Here is a 21720-nt window from a genome sequence, read left to right as displayed (position 1 = left end):
CGCGATCTGCATTCCTGAAAGGACCCGACATCATGTCCAAGCATCCCACCCTGCGCCGGCTCTGCGCCGCGCTCGCCACCGCCGGCGGCCTCCTCATTTCAAGCGCCACGCCAGCCGCCGAACGGGCCTTCATCATCCCGCCGCCTGCCGCGGACCAGGCAGCCAGTGCGGCGGCAACCGCCACGCAGGAAAAAGCCGTCATCGCAGGCGGCTGCTTCTGGGGCGGGCAGGCCGGCACGGCCAACTACAACGCCGTCGGCAGCGGCCGCACCGGCCACGCGGAAGCCGTGGAAATCACCTACGATCCGCGGCAGATCAGCTATGGCCAGCTGTTGCAGATCTACTTTTCGGTCGCGCATGACCCCACCCAGCTCAACCGCCAGGGCCCCGACCACGGCACGCAGTACCGGTCCGCCGTCTTTCCCGCCAATGACAGCCAGCGCAAGGTGGCCGAGGCGTACATCGCGCAGCTCAACAAGACAGGGGTGTATCCCAAAGCGCTGGCCACCACCATCGAACCGCTGCAGGCGTTCTATCCCGCCGAGGACTATCACCAGGATTATCTGGTGCGCAATCCGAACAGCCTGTACATCGTGATCAATGACGTGCCCAAGGTCGAGAACCTGGCAAAGACGTTTCCGGATTGGTGGCGCGACAAGCCGGTGCTGGTGGGTGCAAAGCATTAAATTGGGGACGCCGGAGCGCCTGACAGCGAGCAACGTAAAATGTCAGGCTTCCAGCCTCAATATGCTTCTCATATGAACCTTGATCGCCTGCGTCGCGAGTTCCCCGACTTCGACATCACCACCTTGCCGCCCCTTCTCGAAGGGTATTCAGACTCGTCGAGCTATATCGATGCAGCGCCTTCATTCACGAACGAGGCGCGTGGACTGAAGGTGTACGTCGACTACGCCAACTATGCCGATCGCGAATCCGGCCGGAGCCAGCGCTTCTGTGTGTCGCGCTACGACGAGGAAGCTGACGACTACGAGGACCTCGCCCTGTCGACCAACGACTGGGACGAGGTCACGCGCTTCCTGGCCACCTGAGCGTCCTGGCCGCGCCGCCACGTCACCCGAGGACCCGATGGCAGGTTCGCAAGTCCGAGTAACGCTGTCGCTGATCGCACCCGCGCTGCTATTGATCTTCGGCGTTACCTTCCTCGCCATCTGGTTCTTCTTCCATCGCAAACGTTTCCTGCTGCACCTCGCCGCAGGCTGCGCGACGTTTGCGTTCGGAGCGATTTCACAAGTCCTGTACCTGCCCCGCGACACGGGGCTCAACGCGCTGGTTTCGGGTTTTCTGTACACGGCGGCGGCTTGCCTGGTCGTGCAGGGCGTGCTTGAACGCGCACGCGTTCGCCTGCCCTGGACCGCGTATGGCCTCTATGGCGCGGCGATCATGGCCGCGCTTTGGTACTTCTTCTACGTCGATCGCAACCTGCTCGTGCGCGTTTACGTGCTGAATGCAGGCTTCGGATTGCTGTTCTGCTATGCCGCGTGGCGCCTGCGGCGCGCTTCGCGTCAGCGCCCGATCGACAAGGCGCTTTTCCTTGTGGTGCTGCTTTTCGGCCTGCACTTTGTTCCGCGCACATTGCTGAGCATGGGCAGGCTGGCGCCACAGGGCGCGCTTGCGTTTGCCGACTCCGCATTCTGGCAAACGTTGCAGCTTTCTCTAGCGGTATTCAGCGTTGCGCTGGCGCTCACGCTGCTGGTTGCAATTGCAGCCGACGCCATTGACGAGGTCCGCAAGGAAGGCGACAAGGATTGGCTGACGGGCGTCTACAACCGGCGCGGCTTCGAAACACGCGTGCGCGCGCTCCAATCGAACGGACACGCCCCGGTGGCGCTCATCGTCTGCGATGTGGACAATTTCAAGCGCATCAATGATCTGCATGGGCACCAGAGCGGGGACCAGGTGCTCACGCAAGTGGCCAAGGTTCTTGAGCAAGCGGTGCGTAAGCACGACGTGCTCGGGCGCATCGGCGGCGAGGAATTCGGCATCTTCCTGCCGGACACCGATCTGCCCGAGGCCGTGCGCTGCGCGGAACGCCTGCGCGCCGCGGTGGAGCAAGCCGTGCGGGATCCGGGCGGCCAAGCGCCGGTCACGATCAGCGCGGGCGTGGCGCACACGGATCGCTTCGAATCCTGGGAAGCGATGTATCACGAGGCTGACGCCAAGCTCTATCAAGCCAAGCGGGCCGGCCGGAACCGGATCATGGGCTGACAGGGTTTGCCTGCCCCTTCAGCCACCCCGCCACCGCCTGAACCGCCCCCGACGCCTCCCGCCCGGCGAACATCGCCAGGTGATACGTGTGCCCGTCGATCTCGGGCCCGAACGGTTGCACCAGGTGCCCCGCCCGCAACTCATCATCCACCAGCGCCAAGCTGACCAACGCGATCCCGTGCCCGGCCACCGCGGCCTGTATCGCATGGCCTTCATCCGAGAACCGCAACTGCCCGGCTTCCGGCGGCAGCGGACGCCCGGCGATCGCGAACCAGCGCTCCCACGTCGGGTTGTCGGGTTGCGCGCGCTTCCAGTCAAAGCGGATCAGCGGCACCCGCGCCAGATCGTCGGGCGCGACGACGCCCAGGCGGGGATTGGCCACCGGTGCGAACCGGTCGGTGAACAAGGGCTGCACCGCCAGCCCGGGGTACGGCCCCCGGCCATAGCGGATGGCGATGTCGACGGCGGACGAGCGCAGGTCGACGAGGTCGTCGCTGGCCTGCAGCTGCAGATCGATATCCGGATGCCGGCGCCGGAAATCGGCCATGCGCGGCACCAGCCACTTCACGGTGAACGCATTGGTCGCGGAAATGCTGACCTGCGCGCGCGTGCGCTGCTGCGTCAGGCGCGCCAGTGTCGCCTCGAATTTGTCGAAGCCGTCGCGCAGCACCGGGTACAGCTGCGCCCCGGTGTCGGTCAGCGTCACCTTGCGCACCTGGCGATCGAACAGCGCCAGGCCCGTTCCCGCTTCCAGCGCGCGGATCTGATGGCTGACGGCCGTGGGGGTGACGGCAAGTTCCTCGGCGGCGGCCTTGAAGCTGCCCAGGCGCGCGGCGGCCTCGAAGGCGCGCAGCGCGGAAAGCGGGAGGGACCGGCGTTGCATGGACGGGGCTCACATAGATGAATTTTTCTCGTCTTATAGCTGACAAACGAACCTTTGTCACGGCCAGGCCGGAATTCTAAAGTTCAGTCACCGGGCGGCGCACCAACCGACAACCCCCGTCCGGATATAGATGAAGGAATTCGCATCATGCTCAAACAGGTCATCACCCAGCCCGACAACTACGCGCCCTTCCTGCTGTCGCAGGGCATCCAGTTCGGCAATCTGCTTTTCATCTCGGGCCAGGCCGGCGCCGCCGACGATGGGAAGATCGTCGAAGGCGGATTTCTGGCGCAGGGCGAACAGGCGTTCAGTAATCTGCGCCGCGCGCTGGAAGCCGGCGGCTCGCGCCTGGAGGACGTCATCAAGGTCACCATCTTCGTGACCGACATGGGACATTTCAACGACGTGGTTGCCCTGCGCCGCAAGTTCTTTTCGGCGCCCTACCCGGCCGACACGATTGCCGAGATCAAGGCGCTGTACGATCCGGCCGCGATGATCGAGATCGAGGCCATCGCCGCGGTCCGCCCCACGGAGGGCCGCTGACATGACCGCCGCTACCGATCGACGGCAGGACGCGCAGAACGCGCCCGCCGGCCTGTTCACGTCGCTGCGGGTGGGCAGCGTGGACCTGCCCAACCGGCTGGCTGTCGCGCCCATGACTCGGGTCAGCGCCACCGCCGATGGCCTTGCCACGGCGCAGATGGAGGGCTACTACGAAGCGTTTGCGCGCGGCGGGTTCGGGCTGGTCATCACCGAAGGTATCTACACCGATAAGGCGCATGCCCAGGGTTACCTGTTCCAGCCCGGCCTGGCCGACGACGCGCAGCGCGATGCGTGGCGGCCCGTAGTGGACCGCGTGCATGCGCAAGGCGGGCGGATCTTTGCCCAGCTCATGCACGCCGGTGCGCTGTCGCAAGGCAATCCGCATCGGCCCGGGACAAAAGGCCCATCGGCCGTGTTGCCGTCCGGGCAGCAGATGACCTTCTATCGCGGCCAGGGTCCGTACCGGATGCCGCACGCGATGAACCTGGACGACATCGGCGAGGTGGTCGAAGGCTTTGCGCAGGCGGCCCGCCGCGCGCAGGAAGCGGGGTTTGACGGCGTCGAGACACACGGCGCCAACGGATACCTGCTGGACCAGTTCCTTACGCGCCACACGAATCGGCGCGAGGACGGCTACGGCGGCAGTCTGGAGAACCGGCTGCGGCTGACGGTGGACGTGATTCAGGCGGCGCGCCAATCGACATCGGGAACCTTCGTGGTCGGCGTGCGCACCTCGCAGGGCAAGGTGAATGACTTCACGCACAAGTGGGAAGGCGGCCAGGACGACGCGGCGCGGATCTTCGGCGCGCTGGGCGCGGCGCCCATCGATTACGTGCACACCACTGAGTTCGAGGCCTGGCGACCCGCCTTTGGCGACAGCGGCGCGAGCCTTGCGGCATTGGCGCGCCGCCATGTCCGGGTACCCGTGCTGGCAAACGGATCCCTGCACGATCCGCGCCAGGCCGAGGCCCTGCTGGCGCGCCAGGACGCGGATTTCGTGTCGCTGGGCCGCGGGGCGCTCACGCACGCCGACTGGCCTGCCCGGCTGCGCGCGGGCGCGCCGCACGAGGGCTTTGACCGGGGACTGCTGGCGCCGATTGCAGACCTGGACAACGCGGCGCGTCACCGGGCTGCGACAGCGCCTGACGCGGGCCGAGTTGAAAGCGCGGCCGCCGGGCACGCCTGAACGCCCCAGCGCGCCGGGTCAGCCGGGATGCCGCAACGCCTGGAAAATCCAGGTGCCGATGCCGGTGATCGCGGCGTCGCCATGCGGCAATCCCATCACCTGCAGTCCCAGCGGCAGGCCATCGACGGCCATCAACGGCACATTGATCGCGGGTGCACCCAACAGTGACGACGCGCAGGCAAACGAGACGTCGCCCGTCGGATACCGGGTGTCGCGGATGTCCGCCGCAATGGGCGCCGCGCCGCATGCATTCAGGCTGACCAGCGCGTCGCATTGCGTGGCCAGGGCCGCCAGGCATTGGCGCGCATGTTCGCGCAGCAGCAGGCATTCGCGGTAGTCCGCCAGCGTCATGGCGCGCCCGCTTTCCAGTTGCCGCACCAGACTTGGGCCGAGGGTGTCGGGGTGATTGGCGACCAGGTTGGCCAGCGACCAGCGCTGTTCCCAAGAGATGAGCCGCAACGACAGGGGCGCGGCTTGCGAGATGGCGCGCTCCAGCGCATCGACCAGCGCCGAATCGCCGCGCCGGATGATCGACACGCCTTGCCGCGAGAGCGCGTCCAGGGTGGCCTCGAAGGCCTCGCGGGCCTGCGGTTCGGCGCGTGTCCACCCCTCGGTTTCCAGCGCAACGAGCCGCGCCGGCTTGCGTGCGGCGGGCGCCTGCAGCGGACCATAGAGGCCGGGGTGGCCAGGATCGCCGCCCGCCCGCAGGGCAATTTCCGCCGCCGCCGTCCACATGTCTTCGACGGAATTGGCATGGATGCCGATATGCGCCTGGCTCAGCCCCAATCGCTCGCCGCGATTGAGCGCACCGAACGTCGGCTTCAAGGCCCAGTTGGCGTTGTAGCTGGCCGGCCGCAATACCGACCCCACCAGTTGCGAACCAATGGCCATTGGCACCATGTTGGCGCCCACCACGGCGGCCGACCCGCTGGACGATCCGCCCGGCGTGCGCCGCGGATCGAACGGATTGGTCGTCGGGCCGGGGTCCAGAAACCCCAGCGCCGTGGTGACCGTCTTGCCCAGGATGATCGCGCCGGCATCGCGCAGCGCACGGACCACGGCGCTGTCGTTCTTGGGAAAGTTGCCGTCAAAAGCGGCGCAGCCCATCTGCGTGGGCATGTCGCGCGTTTCGATCAAGTCCTTGATGCCGACGGGCATGCCGTCGATGGCGGACAGCGGCCGGCCGTCACGATAGCGCTGGGCGCTGGCGTCGGCGGCGGCCCGGGCGCCCGCCTCGTTCAGGACGACCCAGCCCTTGAGCTGGCCCTCCCGCGCGGCAATCACTTCCAGGCAGCGTTCCAGATAGTCGCGGGGCGTGTCGCGGCGGTCGTCAAACGCGGCGCGGGCGTCATGAAAAGTCAGGGCAGCGTGGGTGCTGGGATCGTAGGTCAAGGCATGGCTCCGGTGGTCTTATTCACTGCTTTTGATGCCGAGGGTGCGAATCAGCGCGCTCCAGCGGGCGTATTCGGCGCGAAAGAACGTATCGAAATCCGCGGGCGAACCCGGCTGCACCTGCAGATTGATGCCCTTCAGGCGCTCCAGGATCGCGGGCTCGGCCAGGACCTCATTCAGGTCACGGTTGATCTTCTGCTTGATGTCGTCCGGCAGCCCGGCGGGCGCGAACAGGCCATACCAGGCTTCCAGGCGCAGCCCGGGCAGGCCGGCCTCGGCGGCGGTCGGCACGTCGGGCAGGGCCTCCAGGCGCTGCGGCGACGCCAGGGCATAGGCCTTGAGCTTTCCGCCCTTCACATGATTGATGACGTTGCCCGACGCAAACTGCACCAGCAGGTCGACCTCGCCGCCGATGGCCGCCATCGAGGCCTCCAGCGCGCCCCGATACGGCACGTGCATCACGTCCACCTGGGCCTCGCGCTTGAAGATTTCGGTAAACAGCTGAAGAGACGATCCCGAGCCGTTCGAGGCGTAGGTGTACTTGCCCGGCTCGGCGCGGAAACGCTTGATCAGCGCGGACAGGTCGGCATCGTCGATGCCCGGCCGGGTCAGGACCAGCACGGGCAAGCTGCCGATCTTGCCGATGCGCGCGAGGCCGTTCTCGACATCGATCTTGGCATTGGGGTTCAGGGCAGGCAGCGTGGCCAGCTCATTGAAGGTCAGCATCAGCGTGTAGCCATCGGGCTTGGCCCGGGCCACGTAGTCGGCGCCGATGAGCGTGCCCGCCCCCGGCTTGTTCTCCACCACGACGGCCTGCCCCCAGCGCTGCGCGAGCCGGGGGCCGATCAACCGGGCAAGAATATCGGCGGTGCCGCCCGGCGTGGTCGGCACCACGATGCTGACGGGACGCTGCGGATAGCCGGCCGCCGAAGCGGTCCCGGCCAGCACCGCGGCGCCGCAGAAGGCGGCAATTCCGATCCGTCGAACCAACGTTCTGAACATGGATTTCCCCTTATGGCTGTTCTTGGCCGCAAAGTCGGGCGGCCGTGCCATCTTGGGCGTTCGCGCGGCGGGGTTCAAACGACTTTATCTATGGCACACTTAACTTTTTGTTAACTGAACCGCCGCGATGACCGCCCTGCCTCCGCTCAACGCGCTGCGCTGTTTCGAGGTCGCCGGCCGCCTGGGCAGCATCACCAGCGCGGCCGAGGAACTCAGCGTGACGCCCGCCGCCATCAGCCGCCAGATTCGTCTGCTGGAGGAACACCTGGGGCTCAAGCTGTTCCTGCGCCAGCACCGCCGCATCGTGCTCACCTCCATGGGTGCGGCGTATCACGCCGACATCTCGCGCTGCTTTGGCGGGATGCAGCGCGCCACGTCCGAACTGGGCGAACGCTCTCGCCGCCGCCAATTCGTCATCAAGGCGCCGCACAGCGTCGCCATGCGCTGGCTGCTGCCCCGGCTGTCGGGGTTTCACCGGCAATATCCCGACATCGACGTCAAGCTGCACACGGCCGTGGACGCGCCGGACTTCGAACGCGAGGAAGTCGACGCCGGCATCTGCATGGGCGATGGCCGCTGGCGCGGCCTGGTGAGCTACAAGCTGATGGTCAATGAACTGCTGCCGGTCTGCGTGCCCGGCAAATGCGCGCGGCTGCGCACGCCCGCCGATCTGAAGGGAGAGATCCTGCTGCATACGCTGGCGCGCCCCGACTATTGGGAAATATGGCTGCAAGCCGCCGGCCTGACCGGCATCGACGTCACGCGCGGCCTGCGCTATGAATCGTCCGCGCTGGCCTACGAGGCCGCGCTGGAGGGCTACGGCGTGGCCATCGCACAAAAGCCCCTGGTGCAAAAGGAACTGGACGAAGGCCGGCTGGTGGCCCCCTTCGACCTGACCGTGGACCTGGGCGCGCAAAGCTATTATTTTGTCCTGCCCCCCGAAGACTACCGGCGGCCGTCGCCCGAACTGACGCAGTTCCGCGCGTGGGCTGCCTCCTGCGCGATCTAGCGCTGGCGGACTTTCGGCGAACGCGGATCCCGATGTCCCGGTCCGCCTGCCGCGTTAGGCTACATTGCAGGGTCGCCAACCAGGCCCGCAGCCCCCTACACGCTGCGCATCACCCCTTGCAGGAGCCGTACCGCAGTGAATGACACCTCCACGCCGGACACCGACCTTTCCGACGCGCCCAAAGAACAGCAAGCCACGCTTTGGCGCGACGACGGCTGGACCGCGCGCATCATCAAGAACGAAGACGACGACGGCTGGGCCGTCGAAATGACGCTGGACGGCCAGGCCGAGCCCGCGTTGGTCGGGCCCTGGACCATGGGCCGCGACAAGAAGAACCCCAAGCCGCTCGACGCCCCGGCCTTCCACACGTTGGTCAAGACGGCCAACGAAGTCCTGCGCCGCCACGAACAGCAATTGCACGCCACGCTGCACAAGAGCGTGAAGATCGACGCCGCCGAGGGCCGCCTGACCGTCAAGCTGGACATCGTTCCCGACGAGGACGAGCCCTACGCCACGCTCAGCGCCTACGACGAATTGGGCGAGCAGCTCGCCCGGATCCGCGTGCCGCCGACGTACAAGCTGAACGTGCAGCGGGCGTCGGATTGGGCAACGGGCGGGTTTGGCCGCGAGGGCTGAGCCCCGGCCCTTGCGTGCGCGGCGGCGCTAGCCCTGCTCCGCTTCCGCGTCCCACTCGTCATCGCCGGCGTGCACGGCGCGCAGCAGCCGTCCCAGATGCCCGCTGCTGGAAAATCCCAGGTCGGCGCTGACGCTTGCGACGGATTCGCCAAGCGCAAGCCGCCGGCGCGCCGTCTGCGCCAGCACGAAGCGGCGCAGCGTGATGGGAGAGCGCCCATAGGTCTCGATGCAGGCGCGCTGCAAGCTGCGCGTGGTCGCGCCGAGCATGCTGGCGGACTCCGCAATCGCAGGCAGCGGCAGCCCCGCGTCCAGACGATCGCGCAGCAGCGCCAGCCATTGCCGGGCGAGCGGCAGCGGCAACTGCGGTGCGCGCGTGCGGGCCTGCAGGCGGGAGCCGGCGTCAAGCTGCGCAATAAGCGCCTGAACCAGCATCGGCAGCGCTGCCGCCGACATCGCCGGCATCCATAGCGCATCAAGCATGGCTTGCGCCGCGCCATCCAGTTGCAGCACACCGTCCGCCCCGCAACTTCGCAGCAATTCGGGCGCCAGATAGAGCTCGCCATGCTGCTGCGTCACGCTTTCTGCGCGCGTGCTGTGCTGGACGTGGGAGGGCAGCAGCAAGGCCTGTCCGCGCACCAGCCGGCAACGCCGGCGCGCCCCCTCCTCGTCGCGCCAGGCGCTATCCAGGGCGCCGGCGCGCGGCCACAGCAACATGGCTCAATCGTGTTCATGCCATTGAAACGCGTAGCGCGGCTGCCGGCTGGCCGCGAGCGCGAAGCCGGTCTGGGCAATCAGGCCTTGTTTGGAAGATAGCGGGACGGAACGCATCATGACGGCGGGCAAGACAAGTGCCGAGTCAGGCCACGCTGGCAACGGCGGAATGGGGCGTTCGGCCAGTATCGGCGCGTGGCGGCTTTCCCGCAAGCGCGTCGGGGCGCCAACACCCGCCCCTGTCGCGTACGGGATCATTCCATGTCGCACCGCGGTTCGCTGCCGTCCGGACGTCTTGCTTACGATCTGGCTCATTCAAACCAGCACAAGGGGAAGTAGATGATCCGCGCACTGCCCGCCGCACTCAGCGCCAGCCTGTACAAGAAGCTGCCCTACAACCCGGAAAAGGATTTCGACTACATCGGCTTCATCGGCACCTCGCCCTATGTGCTGGCGGTGCAACCGGCCTTGAAGGCGGCCACGGTCGACACGCTGACCGATGCCTTGAAGGCGCGCCGCACCGGCACGTTCGCCTCGGTGGGCGCGGGCACCGTGTCGCATCTGCTCGGCGAAATGTTCGCAAAGGACAAGAAGCTGGACCTCACGCACGTGCCCTATCGCGGCGCGGCCCCCGCGTATACCGACCTGATCGGCGGGCAGGTGGACATCATGTTCGACAACCCGGTGGGGCTGGCGCCGTTCGTGCAGAACGGCAAGCTGGTGGCCGTGGCCACCACAAGTCCCACGCCGATCCTGCCGGGCGTGCCGACCTTCGCCTCCCAAGGCATGCCGGCCTATACGCAGGTGCTGTGGTATGGCCTGGCCTTTCCCAAGCAGACGCCCGATGCGATCGTGCAAAAGATGAATGCCGCGCTCAACGCGGCACTGCGCGATCCGGCCGTGGCATCGGACCTGGCCGCCAAGGGCGTGGACGGGCGTCCGGGCACGTCCGAAGCCCTGACGCAAGCCGTCTCAGACGACCTTGCCTTCTGGGGCGACCTCATCACCAAGACCGGAGTTCAGTTTGACTAAGCCCGCCTTCCCTACCTCGCCCGCCGAGCCGCCGCCCGGCCAGGCGATCCTGCTGCGCGTATTCGTCGATACGTCCCAGCCCCGCGAAGGCGGCAACCCGGTGCCGCTGGTGCTTGACGCGCAGGGCATGACGGCCAGCGACATGCAGGCCCTGGCCGCGCACCACGGGCACGAGTCGTCCTTCGTTGTGCCGGCCGATGGCGATGATCATCTGTGTCAATTGCGATTCTTCGTGCCCGGCCACGAAATGGAGATGTGTGGACACGCAACCGTGGGCACGCTCTGGGCCCTGCGGCAGTGGGGACGCTGGACGACGCCGCGCGCACGTGTTCAGACCCTGAGCGGCAGCGTGGATATCGAATGGGACGACGCTGGCAATCGCGCCTGGGTGTCGCAGCCTGCCGCCGCCACCTCGGCGCCCACACCGGCGCAATGCCGCGCGATCGCTGAGGTGCTGCGCATCGATCCGGACTTGCCCGGCCTGCACATGATCAATGCCAGCACCAGCCGCGTGAAGACGCTGGTACGGCTGCCGGGCGTAGCCGAGCTGAACGCCTTGACGCCCGACTTCGAAGCGATGCGGGACGTCTGCGAGGCCATCGGCTCGACCGGTCTCTACCCCTATGCGCTGATGACCGATGGCGCCAGCGCGCGGCAATTTCCCAAGGCGTCTGGTTACCCCGAGGATGCGGCCACCGGCATTGCGGCCGCCGCCTTGTGGGGCTACCTGAACGAGACGGGCAGCGTGCCGGCGGACGGGGTGTACACGGTCCGCCAGGGCGTGGCCATGGGATCGCCCTCGGCAATCCAGTTGCGCCGGCGCGGCGACGCCCCCGGATGTTGGCTGAGCGGCGAAACGCAATGGATGCGCTGACCCGCCTCTGTACGGCCGAGTCGCGGCTGATCCTGCATCGCCGACCCGCCCGCTTTCTGGCGGGCGGCAGTGACGCGGCGATACCGGTGCGACTGAACCACCGCCCCGCCGGGCGGCTGGGTCAGTGCCCGGTCGAATCGCCCTGACGGCTGGCTTCGAACAGGAACCACGTGCGCCGCTCGGTCTCGTCGATCCAGTTTTCTATCAGGCTGGAACTGGCGATGTCGCGATGCTCGTCGGTGACGTTGTGCGCCTCGCGCAGCGTGGCCGCCAGCACCTTGTTGTCTTCCCGCAGCTCGGCCAGCATGTCCAGCGGCTGCACGAAGTCGGCGTCATTGTCCGAGATGCGCTGCGAGCGCGAGATGTGGCCAATGGACCGCAGCGTCGTGCCGCCAATCTTGCGGATGCGCTCGGCGATGGGGTCCGTCATGGCGAACAGCTGGTCGCCCTGCTCGTCCAGCAACAGGTGGTAGTCCCGGAAGTGGGGCCCACTGACGTGCCAATGAAAGTTCTTGGTCTTCAGGTACAGGGCGAACACGTCGGCCAGCACCTGATTCAGCACGGCGGAGATGTCGCGGGTGGCGTCGGCCGCCAGGTCGGTGGGCGTTGCCAGCGGCGCCTTGCGGCGGACCTTCAGCGCCTTGGTGGTCTTCTCATTCAGTTTCTTGGCCATGGATCGCACCTTTGTGAAATGAATCGGACAACACGATTGCGGCGCGGCATGAACCGCCCGCGAGGCACAGCGTAAATCTCTGGACGCGCTTTGCCAATGCCCGGCGCCGCGAAGGAGTATGCTACGCCGCTTTGCATCCCCCCTGATCCCTTCCCACCATGCGCGGCAATCCCGACGCCAGGCAAGGCGCCATCGCGTTGCACGGGTTCTATTTCCTGTATTACGGCCTGCAGGGCGTAAGCATTCCCTTCCTGCCCTTGTGGTTCGCCAGCCGGGGATTGGACCCGGCCTTGATCGGGCTGATCGTCGCCACGTCGTTCCTGCCCAAGATCGTGTCGACGCCGATCGTGGCGCACATCGCCGACCAGACGGGCCGCGCCCACGCGCTGATCGCATCGGCGCTCGCGGCGTCCCTGGTTCTTTTTGTGTGCTATCCGTTCAGCCAGACTTCAGCCTGGCTGCTGGCCATCACGCTGTTGCTGAACGCGGTGTTCCCGGCCGTGCTGCCGTTGATGGACCGCATGGCCATCGCCAGCGGGCGCGGACAGGGCAATTCCTACACGGTGATGCGCGCCTGCGGCTCGCTGGGCTTTGCCACGGTGACGGTGGCGGGCGGCTATCTGATCAAGACGTTCGACGCGGATTGGGTGATGTGGCTGTCGATCCTGCTGATTGTCGCGTGCCTGGCCTGCGTGCGTCTGCTGCCGCGGGCGGCGCGGCCGGCGCCTCAGGAATCCCAGGCGGACCGCGTCCGGGTGCCGATGCGCGAAGTGCTGCGCGACCGCCCGTTGCTGCTGTGCATCGCCGCGGCCTCGCTGGTGCAGGCAAGCAACGGCTTCCTGTATTCCTATTCGACGCTGTACTGGACCGCGAGCGGCCTGTCGACGGCGATGATTTCGCTGTTGTGGGTGGTGGGCGTCGCTAGCGAGGTCCTGTTCTTCTTTCTGGCGCCGCGCATCCTGGCGCGCACGGGTGCGCAGTGGCTGATCCTGGCCTCGGCCGTCATGACGGCGATCCGTTGGGCGGGCCTGTCCGCCACCACCGACCCCACGCTGATCGCGGGCTTGCAGTTGCTGCAGTGCTTCACCTTGGCCGGCAACAATGCCGCCATCATGTGGTACATCACCCGCCGCGCGCCCGCCGCCTGCAAGACCTCGGCAATCGCCCTGTACGCCATGCTGTCGGGCGGCGTGTTCATGTTCGCCAGCATTCAGCTCGGCGGCGCGCTGTACCGCAGCTTCGCCCCGGGCGGCTTTCTGGTGATGGCGCTGTGCGCCGCCGCGGCCGCACCATTGGTGATGGTCTCGGAGAAACTGCGGCGGCGCGAGGCGAACTGAACGTGGCGTTGGCGTTCAGCGCGTGCGCGGGACGGCGATGGTATCGCGCGAATCGCCGCTGACGCCTGAACCGCGCTTGAATGCTGCCGCGTTATGGCCAAACTTTTCGCGGTAGGCGGCCGGACTGGTCAGCACGATACGCCGGAAGTGCCGGCGCATGGACTCCTCGGAGCCAAACCCGGCCAGCTCGGCAATGCGGCTCACGGACAAACGCGCCTGCGATTCAAGCATTTCGCGGGCCGCGGCCACGCGTTCGCGGATCAGCCATTCATAGGGGGCCATGCCGGTGGCCTCTTGGAATTGCCGTTGCAGCGTGCGCGGACTCATCGCGGCGCGGTCCGCCAGCGACCGCAAGGTATGCGGCGACGTGCAATGCTGCCGCATCCAGTCCATCAACTTGGCCAGGCGCCCGCTTTCGTCGGAAGGCATGGGCCGCGGCACGAACTGCGCCTGCCCTCCTTCGCGGTGCGGCGCCACCACAAGCCGCTGCGCGACTCGATTAGCCACCGCCCCACCATAGTCGCGGCGCACCAGGTGAAGCAGCATGTCCAGCCCGGCCGCGGACCCGGCCGACGTGATGATCTGTCCGTCATCCACATACAACGCATCGGGTTGAACCCGCACCTGCGGGTAACGCTGCTGCAGTTTTGCGGCATATCGCCAGTGGGTGGTCACGGTCTTCCCGTCGAGCACGCCGGCGGCGGCCAAAACAAAAACGCCGGAACAGATCGAACAGAGCCTTGCCCCGCGCTGATACGCCGCGCGAAGCTTCTTCTGCAATGGCGCGGGCGGCAATTCGTCGGCATCACGCCAACCGGGCACGACGATGGTGTCGGCACGATCCAGCAACTTGAGGGTATAAGGCGCGGCCACGGTAATGCCGCCTGCGGCGCGCAGCGGGCCAGGCTCGCTGGCGCACACGTCGAAGCGATACCAATCGACGTCAAGCTCTGGACGCTCGAGCGCGAACAGCTCGGTCACGCAGCCGAATTCGAAGGTGCAGAGCCGGTCGTAAGCCAGCGCGACAACTAGGTGGTTGCTCATGGCGCAATGTTACCGGTAAATGTCATTTACGCCACTTATCGGCAATGCGGCGCGACGCCAGAATGGGGCTTCTGGATCTTGCTTCCAGATGCCTCTAATCCTCCTTCTAAGAGTTCCGCCATGCCCACGACCAACGCCGTCACCGCCATCCCCGCCGCCGACAGCGCAACCGCCCTCGCCCACTTTCACGCATCGCTGCAATTCGAGACCGATTGCGCCGACGTGGCAGGCGCCCTCGCCTCGGGCACCCCGGGCTTCGTGCTGCTGGACGTGCGCAGCCCGGCGCTATTCGCCCAGAGCCATGTCCCGGGCGCGCTGAACCTGCCGCACGGCAAGATCGTCGAATCGAAACTGGTCAACTATCCGGCCGACACGCTGTTTGTCACGTACTGCGCGGGTCCACACTGCAACGGGGCCACACGAGGCGCACTGCGGTTGGCGCAGTTGGGCCGTCCCGTGAAGGTGATGACTGGCGGCATCACCGGCTGGGTCGACGAAGGGTTGCCGCTTGAGGGCTGCGTGGCAGGCTGGATTGAGGGTGAGCGCGGAAGTGCCTGAGATGGGCGTTGGATTGTGGGTTGGCTGATGCTGGTGGCTGACGGGTGCTGGTGGCTGGTGGCTGGTGGCGGGTGGCTAATGCTGGTGCTGGTGCTGGTGGTGGTGCTGGTGCTGGTGGTCGGGCGGGGTTCTTGAGACGCCCGGTGCGGCGTGGGCCTGGGGCGGGCGGGGCTCCGATTGCGGTCCGGAGCCTTCGCTCCGGACTCCCCCATCCTCATCCTCGTTGCCGCCTCCGGCGGCTGCCTTCGGATTCCGTCGGGCGCATCTAAACGCCCCGCCCGCCCCAGGCCCACGCCACACCGGGCTTTGCAGTTGAATCTTCTCGGGCGGCGGGGGGATTCGGGTTCTTGAGGTTCTTGCACACAGTTGGGTGGGAGAGAAAAATCTTGCGGTGCCCGCCCCCGGGCGGCCGCGCGGGCGGCCTTCGTGGGCTTACGCGGCGTCTTGCGTCGAGGTGATGACGCTTCGCGTGTGGCGGCTTTTGGTTCAGATATCAAGCGCCCACACGCCCCGCTCGCCACTAATCGTCAGGTCAACTCCAGTGCCCGATGGGCGGCGCGCGTACAGGTCGGCAAGCTGCCATTGTCCGTAGACGCGCGCCACCCATCACCGCCCCCCCCCCGCGTTGGAGCGCCCATCAGAAAACCACCTTCCGCCAGCGCGCAAGCGCACACCGCACCGACGACCCACGGCTCCGATGCCGATTGCCGCCGCCCGGGCGGCAGCAATTCGGCGGCCCCGCAAATTCCCTTCCCTGCATACAGGTCTTACAGCGCGACATACCAAAGACCCTGGCAGCACGGCGTCGCGGGCACCGTGGGTGCGAGCGCCGTCGATGCGCCCGAGGGAATCTGAAGGGAGCCGAAGGCGGACGAAGATGACGAGGGGGAAGTCCGGAGCGAAGGCTCCGGACCGCAATCGTGGGCGATCGTGCCCACGGTGACCGCGGCGTCGGGCGACCTACGAAGATCGTACCCCCCGCGAAGATCCTGTCGCCTATGAAGTACCGACCACCTAAGAAAATCCCACCCCAGCCAAAGACTGCAAAGACACAAAAAAAAGGCCCTGCATCAGCAAGGCCTTCCATCCACCCAATCAGCAGCACCCAATCCGCTTCTTCCCCCCGTATCGCGCCTCCTGGCGCTCCCGGAAGAAATCCTCGTAGCTCATCGGCTCCTGCTCAGGATGCGTGCGCCGCATATGCTCGACATACGTCTCGTAATCCGGCACGCCGACCATCAGCCGGAGCGTTTGCCCCAGGTAGCGGCCGGCGGCGCCGGCTGCGGAAGTCATGTTGCTGAACAGCATGCGGCTTCTCCTGGGTTGCCTTTAGTCGGCGCCGGCGGCTGCGGGCAGCGCTTCGTACGGCGTTTCGCGGGACGTCGGCTTGTTTTCATTGCGGGCGCGCTGCACCGACTTCAAGCCGAACACCACGATGCTCACCACCACGAAGATGAAGATCGCGCACAGGCCTGCGTTGATGTAGTCGTTCATCACCACGCGCGACATCTCGCCCAGCGACTTCGCCGGCGCCAGCACCTTGCCTTCGGCGATCGCGGCGTTGTACTTGTCGGCGTGGGCCAGGAAGCTTACGCGCGGGTCCGAGTGGAACAGCTTTTGCAGACCGGCGGTCAGCGTGCATGCCAGCAGCCAGAGCGTGGGCAGCACCGTGACCCAGGCGTAGCGATCGCGCTTCATCTTGAACAGGACGACCGTGCCCAGCGTCAGCGCAATCGCGGCCAGCATCTGGTTGGCGATGCCGAAGAGCGGCCACAGGGTGTTGATGCCGCCCAGCGGATCGACCACGCCCTGATACAGGAAGTAGCCCCACGCCGCCACGCACAGGCCGGTGGCGATCAGGTTGGCGGGCAGCGAATCCGTGCGCTTGAGCGACGGGGCGAACGTACCCAACAGATCCTGCAGCATGAAGCGGCCCGCGCGGGTGCCCGCGTCCACGGCGGTCAGGATGAAGAGCGCCTCGAACAGGATGGCGAAGTGGTACCAGAACGCCATCATGCCCGGGCCGCCCAGCGCCTGATGCAGGATGTGGGCCATGCCCACCGCCAGCGTCGGCGCGCCGCCGGCGCGCGAGATGATCGTGCTCTCGCCCACGTCCTTGGCCGTCTGCACCAGCTCGGCCGGCGTGATCACGAAGCCCCAGCTCGACACCACCTGGGCGACCTGGTCCGGCGTCGTGCCGATGACGGCTGCCGGGCTGTTCATGGCGTAGTAGATGCCGGGCTCGATGACGCAAGCCGCCACCAGCGCCATGATGGCCACGAAGGATTCCATCAGCATGCCGCCGTAACCGATGTAGCGAGCCTGGGTTTCGTTTTCGATCAGCTTGGGCGTGGTGCCCGAGGAGATCAAGGCGTGAAAACCGGACACCGCGCCGCAGGCGATGGTGATGAAAAGGAACGGGAACAGGTTGCCCGACCACACCGGACCGGTGCCATCGATGAACTGGGTCAGCGCGGGCATCTTCAGTTCGGGGGCCACGACCACGATGCCGATCGCCAGACCGACGATGGTGCCGATCTTCAGGAAGGTCGACAGGTAGTCGCGGGGCGCCAGCAGCAGCCACACGGGCAGCACCGAGGCGATGAAGCCGTAGACGATCAGGATCCAGGTCAGGCCCTTGCCGTCGAAGTCGAACATCGGGCCGATGACCGGATGCGCGGCCACGTCTTGACCGAACGTGATGGCCGCCATCAGGCCCAGGAAGCCGATGATGGACACCTCGCCGATCTTGCCCGGGCGGATGTAGCGCAGGTAGACACCCATGAAGAGCGCGATGGGGATCGTCGCGGCCACCGTGAAGGTGCCCCACGGCGAATGCGTCAGCGCCTTCACGACGATCAGCGCCAGCACGGCCAGGATGATGACCATGATCATGAACGCGCCGAACAGCGCGATCACGCCGGGGATCTTGCCCAGTTCCGACTTGACCAGGTCGCCCAGCGAGCGGCCGTCGCGGCGGGTGGAGATGAAGAGGATCGTGAAGTCCTGCACGGCGCCGGCGAACACGACGCCGGCCAGGATCCACAGCATGCCGGGCAGATAGCCCATTTGCGCGGCCAGCACCGGTCCGACCAGGGGACCCGCGCCGGCGATGGCGGCAAAGTGGTGGCCGAACAGCACATGCTTGTTGGTGGGCACGTAGTCCAGGCCGTCGTTGTACTTCCAGGCCGGGGTCATGCGCGTGGGGTCAAGCTGGAAGACCTTGCGTGCGATGAAGCGGCTGTAGTAACGGTAGGCGATGAGATAGACGCAGACGGCGGCGATCACCACCCATAGCGCGTTGATGGTCTCCCCTCTGGCCAGCGCCACGGTGCCCAGCGCAAACGCGCCCAGTACCGCAACCGCCAGCCAGACCAGGTGCTGACCCAGTCCCTTACTGCTGGTGTGCATAAGTGCTCCTCTTGCCTCCCGCCATGCTCTTGGCGTGAAACGCTTTTTTCGTCCCGCGGAAGGCAGACTCATTGTTGTGGGGTGGCGGACGCACGCGTCCACGCTTGCGTCGGGTCGACGCGGGCGCCAGTATTGCCGCCCGCCCACGGCGCCAACAAGCGCGGAACTACGCAAGCCGGCTACGTGTTACTACGCCATGCGCCGCAGCAAAATTCCGTGGAAATCGTAAAATCCCCCGAACTTTCCGCGTTCCTGCCTCGGCGCCCCGTCGGTTGATGCGTCGCAGCAAAGCCGTCCCGGGCTGATACAAATCCTTATGAAGCTGCGTCTCAAAATTTTGCTGCTTGCGGCAGTCCCGCTGCTGGTGGCCGTCGCCGCCATCACGGTCGCCGTGTACGTGCAGGGACTGCAACTGGCGCAGCGCGAAAAGCAGGTGGTTGAAACCGCCTGGCTTGCCAGCAAGGAAGGCGAACTGCGCCACTACGTGAACCTGGCCTACAGCGCCATCGCGCCCCTGCAGGCCGCGGGCGACGACGCCGCCACGCGCCAGCGCGCGCTTGAACTCCTGTCGCAGATGGAGTTCGGGCACGACGGCTACTTCTTCGTCTACGACCTGAACGGCAGGAACCTGATGCACCCGCGGCAGCCGGAACTGGTCGGACAAGACCTTTGGAACCTGCGCGACACGCAGGGTCAGCCGGTCATCCAGAACCTGCTGACGGCGGCGCGGCGCGGCGGGCAGCAGGGCGAGGTGGTGCATTACCTCTGGGAAAAGCCCTCCACCAACCAGACCGTCGAAAAGCTTGGCTATGTCGTGGTGCTGGAGCGCTGGGGCTGGATGCTGGGCACCGGCATCTATCTGGATGACGTGCAGCAGGCGCTCGTGCGGATCGACGCCGCGGCGCAGGCCAATATCCGGGACATGTTTGCGTGGGTGGCGGGCATCGCGGCCGTGTCGATCCTGGGGGTGGCGGCCTGCGGCCTGGCGCTCAATATCAGCGACCATCGCCAGTCCGACGCCAAGCTGCGCCTGATGGCCCGGCAGATCGTGCGTTCGCAGGAAGACGAGCGCGCGCGCCTGTCGCGCGAGCTGCACGACGGCATCAGCCAGGTGCTGGTGTCGGTCAAGCTGTCGCTGGAGGCCGCTCGCGAACGGCTGCGGCAGTCGCACCCGGACGATCCCCGCGTGCTTGCGCACATCGACACGCCGCTGGGCGGCGCGCTGGACCGGCTGAACACGGCCGTCGGCGAAGTCCGCCGCATCTCGCACAACCTGCGCCCCACCCTGCTCGACGACATGGGCCTGCCCGCGGCGCTGGAGCACCTGGGCCGGGAATTCGCCATCCGCGCCGAGGATGGCGCGCCGCCGCTGACCGTGGACCTGCATACCGTCGGGCAGCCGGTGAAACTGCCCGACGCCTACGCGACCGCGCTGTTTCGCGTGACCCAAGAGGCGCTGACCAACGTGATGCGCCACGCGGGCGCGACGCGCGCGGACCTGACGCTGGCGTACTCGGCGCGCGACCTGCGCCTGACCATCAGCGACGACGGCTGCGGCTTTGACGATGCCGCCGTCCAGCAAGACCCCCATCGCGGCATCGGCCTGCGCAACATGCGCGAACGCATGAGCGCGCTGTCCGGCACCCTGACCTTTCATTCCACCGCGCAAGGCACGACCTTGCAGGCCTGGCTTCCCCTGCCGCCCGCCGGCGCCCCGCTTTCGACCCCTCGCCAAGCATGATCGACAAATCCGACGCTATCCGCCTGCTGCTGATCGACGACCATCCCCTGGTGCGAGACGGCCTGCGCCTGCGCCTGGAAACCGTGCCGCAGTTGCGGGTGGTGGGCGAAGCCGGCAACGCCGCCGCCGCCCAGGCGTTCCTGGCCGCCTGCATGGCCGAAGACCCGCAGGGCGGCACCCTGCCCCATCTGGCGCTGATGGACCTGAACATGCCCGGGGTCGGCGGCCTGGAGCTGACGGCGTTCCTGCACGAGCGCTATCCGCAGATTGCGGTGCTGGTGCTGTCCATGCACGACAACCCCGAATACATGGTCCAGGCCGTGAAGGCCGGCGCCCGCGGCTACCTGCTCAAGGACGAACCGGCGCAGGAGATCATCGCCGCCATCGACGCCGTCATGGCCGGCCGCAGCTACTTCAGCGCCGCGGCGGCGGTGCGGCTGTCGCAGGCCAGCGCGCTGGCGACGCTGCTCACACAGCGCGAGCGCGACGTGCTGCGGCACATCGCGGACGGCCATGCCAACAAGCAGATCGCGCAGATGCTGGGATTGTCCGTGCGCACGGTCGAAACGCACCGCCTGAACATCAAGCGCAAGCTGGGCATCGACGGCCAGGCCGAACTCATCAAGTACGCGGTGGAAAACCGGGGCGTCTGAATGCCGCAAATACCCCCACGCGCCGCGGGCAAGCGCGCATTGCGACTTGGCCGCTGAGGTAGACTTGCGACACGAACGCATCCCCGATGCCGCCCTGCATCAACCCACGCATCACCGCGCGCCAGAGGGCGCGCCGCCAGGAGTCCCCATGTCATTGGAAAAGCACTACACCGCCATTCTCGAAGCACTAGGGGAAGATCCGTCCCGCGAGGGACTGGCCGACACGCCCGCCCGCGCGGCCAAGGCCATGCGTCACCTGTGCCGGGGCTACGACCAGAACCTGGAAGAGATCGTCAACGGCGCCTTGTTCACCTCGGACACGCGCGAGATCGTCCTGGTCAAGAACATCGAGCTGTACTCGCTGTGCGAACACCACATGCTGCCCTTCATCGGCAAGGCGCACGTCGCCTACCTGCCGGCCGGCAAGGTCCTGGGCCTGTCCAAGGTCGCGCGCATCGTCGAAATGTATGCGCGCCGCCTGCAGATTCAGGAAAACCTCAGCCGCCAGGTCGCTGAAGCCGTGCAAAGCGTCACCGGCGCGGCCGGCGTGGCCGTCGTCATCGAGGCCCAGCACATGTGCATGATGATGCGCGGCGTCGAAAAGCAGAATTCGTCCATGGTCACCTCGGTGATGCTGGGCGAGTTCCATGAAAACCCCTCTACCCGGGCTGAATTCCTGAGCCTGATTCGCTGAACCGGCGATCTCATCCTTTTGGCGCATATCGCGGGCCCGCCCGCTGCGACGACGATGCCCGTTCGGGCATTGCCGGCGCAGCCGGCGGGCCCGGCCGCTTTTGGCTCCTACTGAT

22 protein-coding genes are annotated in these 21720 nt (G+C 66.7%); 14 read left to right on the top strand and 8 right to left on the bottom strand.

The annotated features are described in order from the left end of the window. Positions 1 to 32 precede the first annotated feature (32 nt). The 3 genes from msrA (at position 33) to KVT32_RS14695 (ending at position 2226) form a co-directional block, all read left to right on the top strand. The gene (gene msrA / locus KVT32_RS14705; RefSeq protein ID WP_217618418.1) at positions 33 to 686 is read left to right on the top strand and encodes a peptide-methionine (S)-S-oxide reductase MsrA; all 654 of its coding nucleotides are present in this window, start codon (positions 33 to 35) and stop codon (positions 684 to 686) included. A gap of 72 nt (positions 687 to 758) precedes the next feature. Beyond that, positions 759 to 1049 carry a hypothetical protein gene (locus tag KVT32_RS14700; protein WP_175155347.1) on the top strand — a complete coding sequence of 97 codons (291 nt, stop codon included), beginning with the start codon at positions 759 to 761 and terminating at the stop codon, positions 1047 to 1049. A gap of 37 nt (positions 1050 to 1086) precedes the next feature. Further along, complete coding sequence (locus KVT32_RS14695; protein ID WP_175155346.1) at positions 1087 to 2226, top strand: diguanylate cyclase; 1140 nt, start codon at positions 1087 to 1089, stop codon at positions 2224 to 2226. On the opposite strand, the gene KVT32_RS14690 is transcribed toward KVT32_RS14695, so the two are convergent. Then, positions 2216 to 3109, bottom strand: a complete 894-nt coding sequence (locus KVT32_RS14690) for a LysR substrate-binding domain-containing protein (protein WP_175155345.1) — start codon at positions 3107 to 3109, stop codon at positions 2216 to 2218. The genes KVT32_RS14695 and KVT32_RS14690 overlap by 11 nt on opposite strands. 147 nt (positions 3110 to 3256) lie before the next feature. Between KVT32_RS14690 and KVT32_RS14685 the strand changes: the two genes are divergently transcribed. Together KVT32_RS14685 and KVT32_RS14680 are read left to right on the top strand one after the other, a co-directional pair. Next, positions 3257 to 3652 carry a RidA family protein gene (locus tag KVT32_RS14685; RefSeq protein ID WP_217618417.1) on the top strand — a complete coding sequence of 132 codons (396 nt, stop codon included), beginning with the start codon at positions 3257 to 3259 and terminating at the stop codon, positions 3650 to 3652. A gap of 1 nt (position 3653) precedes the next feature. Next, positions 3654 to 4838: an NADH:flavin oxidoreductase gene (locus KVT32_RS14680; protein ID WP_217618416.1), complete on the top strand. Its 1185-nt coding sequence runs from the start codon at positions 3654 to 3656 to the stop codon at positions 4836 to 4838. 18 nt (positions 4839 to 4856) lie between these two features. On the opposite strand, the gene KVT32_RS14675 is transcribed toward KVT32_RS14680, so the two are convergent. Further along, a complete protein-coding gene (locus KVT32_RS14675; protein WP_217618415.1) occupies positions 4857 to 6230 on the bottom strand; it encodes an amidase in 1374 nt (457 codons plus the stop codon). A gap of 18 nt (positions 6231 to 6248) precedes the next feature. Beyond that, positions 6249 to 7232, bottom strand: a complete 984-nt coding sequence (locus tag KVT32_RS14670) for a tripartite tricarboxylate transporter substrate binding protein (RefSeq protein ID WP_152384246.1) — start codon at positions 7230 to 7232, stop codon at positions 6249 to 6251. Between the two features lie 127 nt (positions 7233 to 7359). On the opposite strand from KVT32_RS14670, the gene gcvA reads away from it, so the two are divergent. After that, positions 7360 to 8241: a transcriptional regulator GcvA gene (gene gcvA / locus KVT32_RS14665; protein ID WP_152384245.1), complete on the top strand. Its 882-nt coding sequence runs from the start codon at positions 7360 to 7362 to the stop codon at positions 8239 to 8241. Positions 8242 to 8376: 135 nt separating this feature from the next. Then, positions 8377 to 8877: a hypothetical protein gene (locus KVT32_RS14660; RefSeq protein ID WP_152384244.1), complete on the top strand. Its 501-nt coding sequence runs from the start codon at positions 8377 to 8379 to the stop codon at positions 8875 to 8877. A gap of 27 nt (positions 8878 to 8904) precedes the next feature. On the opposite strand, the gene KVT32_RS14655 is transcribed toward KVT32_RS14660, so the two are convergent. Beyond that, the gene (locus KVT32_RS14655) at positions 8905 to 9591 is read right to left on the bottom strand and encodes a helix-turn-helix domain-containing protein (protein WP_152384243.1); all 687 of its coding nucleotides are present in this window, start codon (positions 9589 to 9591) and stop codon (positions 8905 to 8907) included. 336 nt (positions 9592 to 9927) lie between these two features. On the opposite strand from KVT32_RS14655, the gene KVT32_RS14650 reads away from it, so the two are divergent. Next, positions 9928 to 10620 carry a tripartite tricarboxylate transporter substrate-binding protein gene (locus tag KVT32_RS14650; protein WP_227741217.1) on the top strand — a complete coding sequence of 231 codons (693 nt, stop codon included), beginning with the start codon at positions 9928 to 9930 and terminating at the stop codon, positions 10618 to 10620. After that, complete coding sequence (locus tag KVT32_RS14645) at positions 10613 to 11494, top strand: PhzF family phenazine biosynthesis protein (protein ID WP_152384242.1); 882 nt, start codon at positions 10613 to 10615, stop codon at positions 11492 to 11494. Before KVT32_RS14650 ends, KVT32_RS14645 begins: the two co-directional genes overlap by 8 nt. Before the next feature lie 121 nt (positions 11495 to 11615). Here the strand turns inward: KVT32_RS14645 and KVT32_RS14640 are convergent, their stop codons facing one another. After that, positions 11616 to 12167 (bottom strand): Dps family protein, encoded by a 552-nt coding sequence (locus tag KVT32_RS14640; RefSeq protein WP_056316975.1) that lies wholly within the window; start codon positions 12165 to 12167, stop codon positions 11616 to 11618. A gap of 158 nt (positions 12168 to 12325) precedes the next feature. On the opposite strand from KVT32_RS14640, the gene KVT32_RS14635 reads away from it, so the two are divergent. After that, positions 12326 to 13504 (top strand): MFS transporter, encoded by a 1179-nt coding sequence (locus tag KVT32_RS14635; protein WP_152384241.1) that lies wholly within the window; start codon positions 12326 to 12328, stop codon positions 13502 to 13504. A 15-nt stretch (positions 13505 to 13519) separates the two neighbouring features. Here the strand turns inward: KVT32_RS14635 and ftrA are convergent, their stop codons facing one another. Then, positions 13520 to 14548 (bottom strand): transcriptional regulator FtrA, encoded by a 1029-nt coding sequence (ftrA, locus tag KVT32_RS14630; RefSeq protein WP_152384240.1) that lies wholly within the window; start codon positions 14546 to 14548, stop codon positions 13520 to 13522. A gap of 120 nt (positions 14549 to 14668) precedes the next feature. Between ftrA and KVT32_RS14625 the strand changes: the two genes are divergently transcribed. Beyond that, positions 14669 to 15106, top strand: coding sequence for a rhodanese-like domain-containing protein (locus KVT32_RS14625; protein ID WP_152384239.1), 438 nt, complete (start codon positions 14669 to 14671; stop codon positions 15104 to 15106). A 1095-nt stretch (positions 15107 to 16201) separates the two neighbouring features. Here the strand turns inward: KVT32_RS14625 and KVT32_RS14620 are convergent. Both KVT32_RS14620 and KVT32_RS14615 read right to left on the bottom strand, forming a co-directional pair. Continuing rightward, positions 16202 to 16414 carry a YbdD/YjiX family protein gene (locus KVT32_RS14620; protein WP_105238611.1) on the bottom strand — a complete coding sequence of 71 codons (213 nt, stop codon included), beginning with the start codon at positions 16412 to 16414 and terminating at the stop codon, positions 16202 to 16204. 21 nt (positions 16415 to 16435) lie between these two features. Next, complete coding sequence (locus KVT32_RS14615) at positions 16436 to 18517, bottom strand: carbon starvation CstA family protein (protein WP_062841328.1); 2082 nt, start codon at positions 18515 to 18517, stop codon at positions 16436 to 16438. Between the two features lie 316 nt (positions 18518 to 18833). Here KVT32_RS14615 and KVT32_RS14610 point away from each other — a divergent pair, with 316 nt between their 5' ends. From KVT32_RS14610 to folE, 3 genes are all read left to right on the top strand, one after another. Continuing rightward, complete coding sequence (locus KVT32_RS14610; RefSeq protein ID WP_152384238.1) at positions 18834 to 20258, top strand: cache domain-containing protein; 1425 nt, start codon at positions 18834 to 18836, stop codon at positions 20256 to 20258. After that, positions 20255 to 20911, top strand: a complete 657-nt coding sequence (locus KVT32_RS14605; RefSeq protein ID WP_152384237.1) for a response regulator transcription factor — start codon at positions 20255 to 20257, stop codon at positions 20909 to 20911. The genes KVT32_RS14610 and KVT32_RS14605 overlap by 4 nt, the downstream gene beginning before the upstream one ends. Positions 20912 to 21059: 148 nt before the next feature. Then, positions 21060 to 21605, top strand: a complete 546-nt coding sequence (gene folE, locus KVT32_RS14600) for a GTP cyclohydrolase I FolE (RefSeq protein ID WP_056316955.1) — start codon at positions 21060 to 21062, stop codon at positions 21603 to 21605. Positions 21606 to 21720: the final 115 nt, after the last annotated feature.

Source organism: Achromobacter sp. GbtcB20 (assembly GCF_019091095.1).
Classification (GTDB): domain Bacteria; phylum Pseudomonadota; class Gammaproteobacteria; order Burkholderiales; family Burkholderiaceae_B; genus Achromobacter; species Achromobacter mucicolens.
This window is presented reverse-complemented; position numbering and strand designations above follow the sequence as displayed.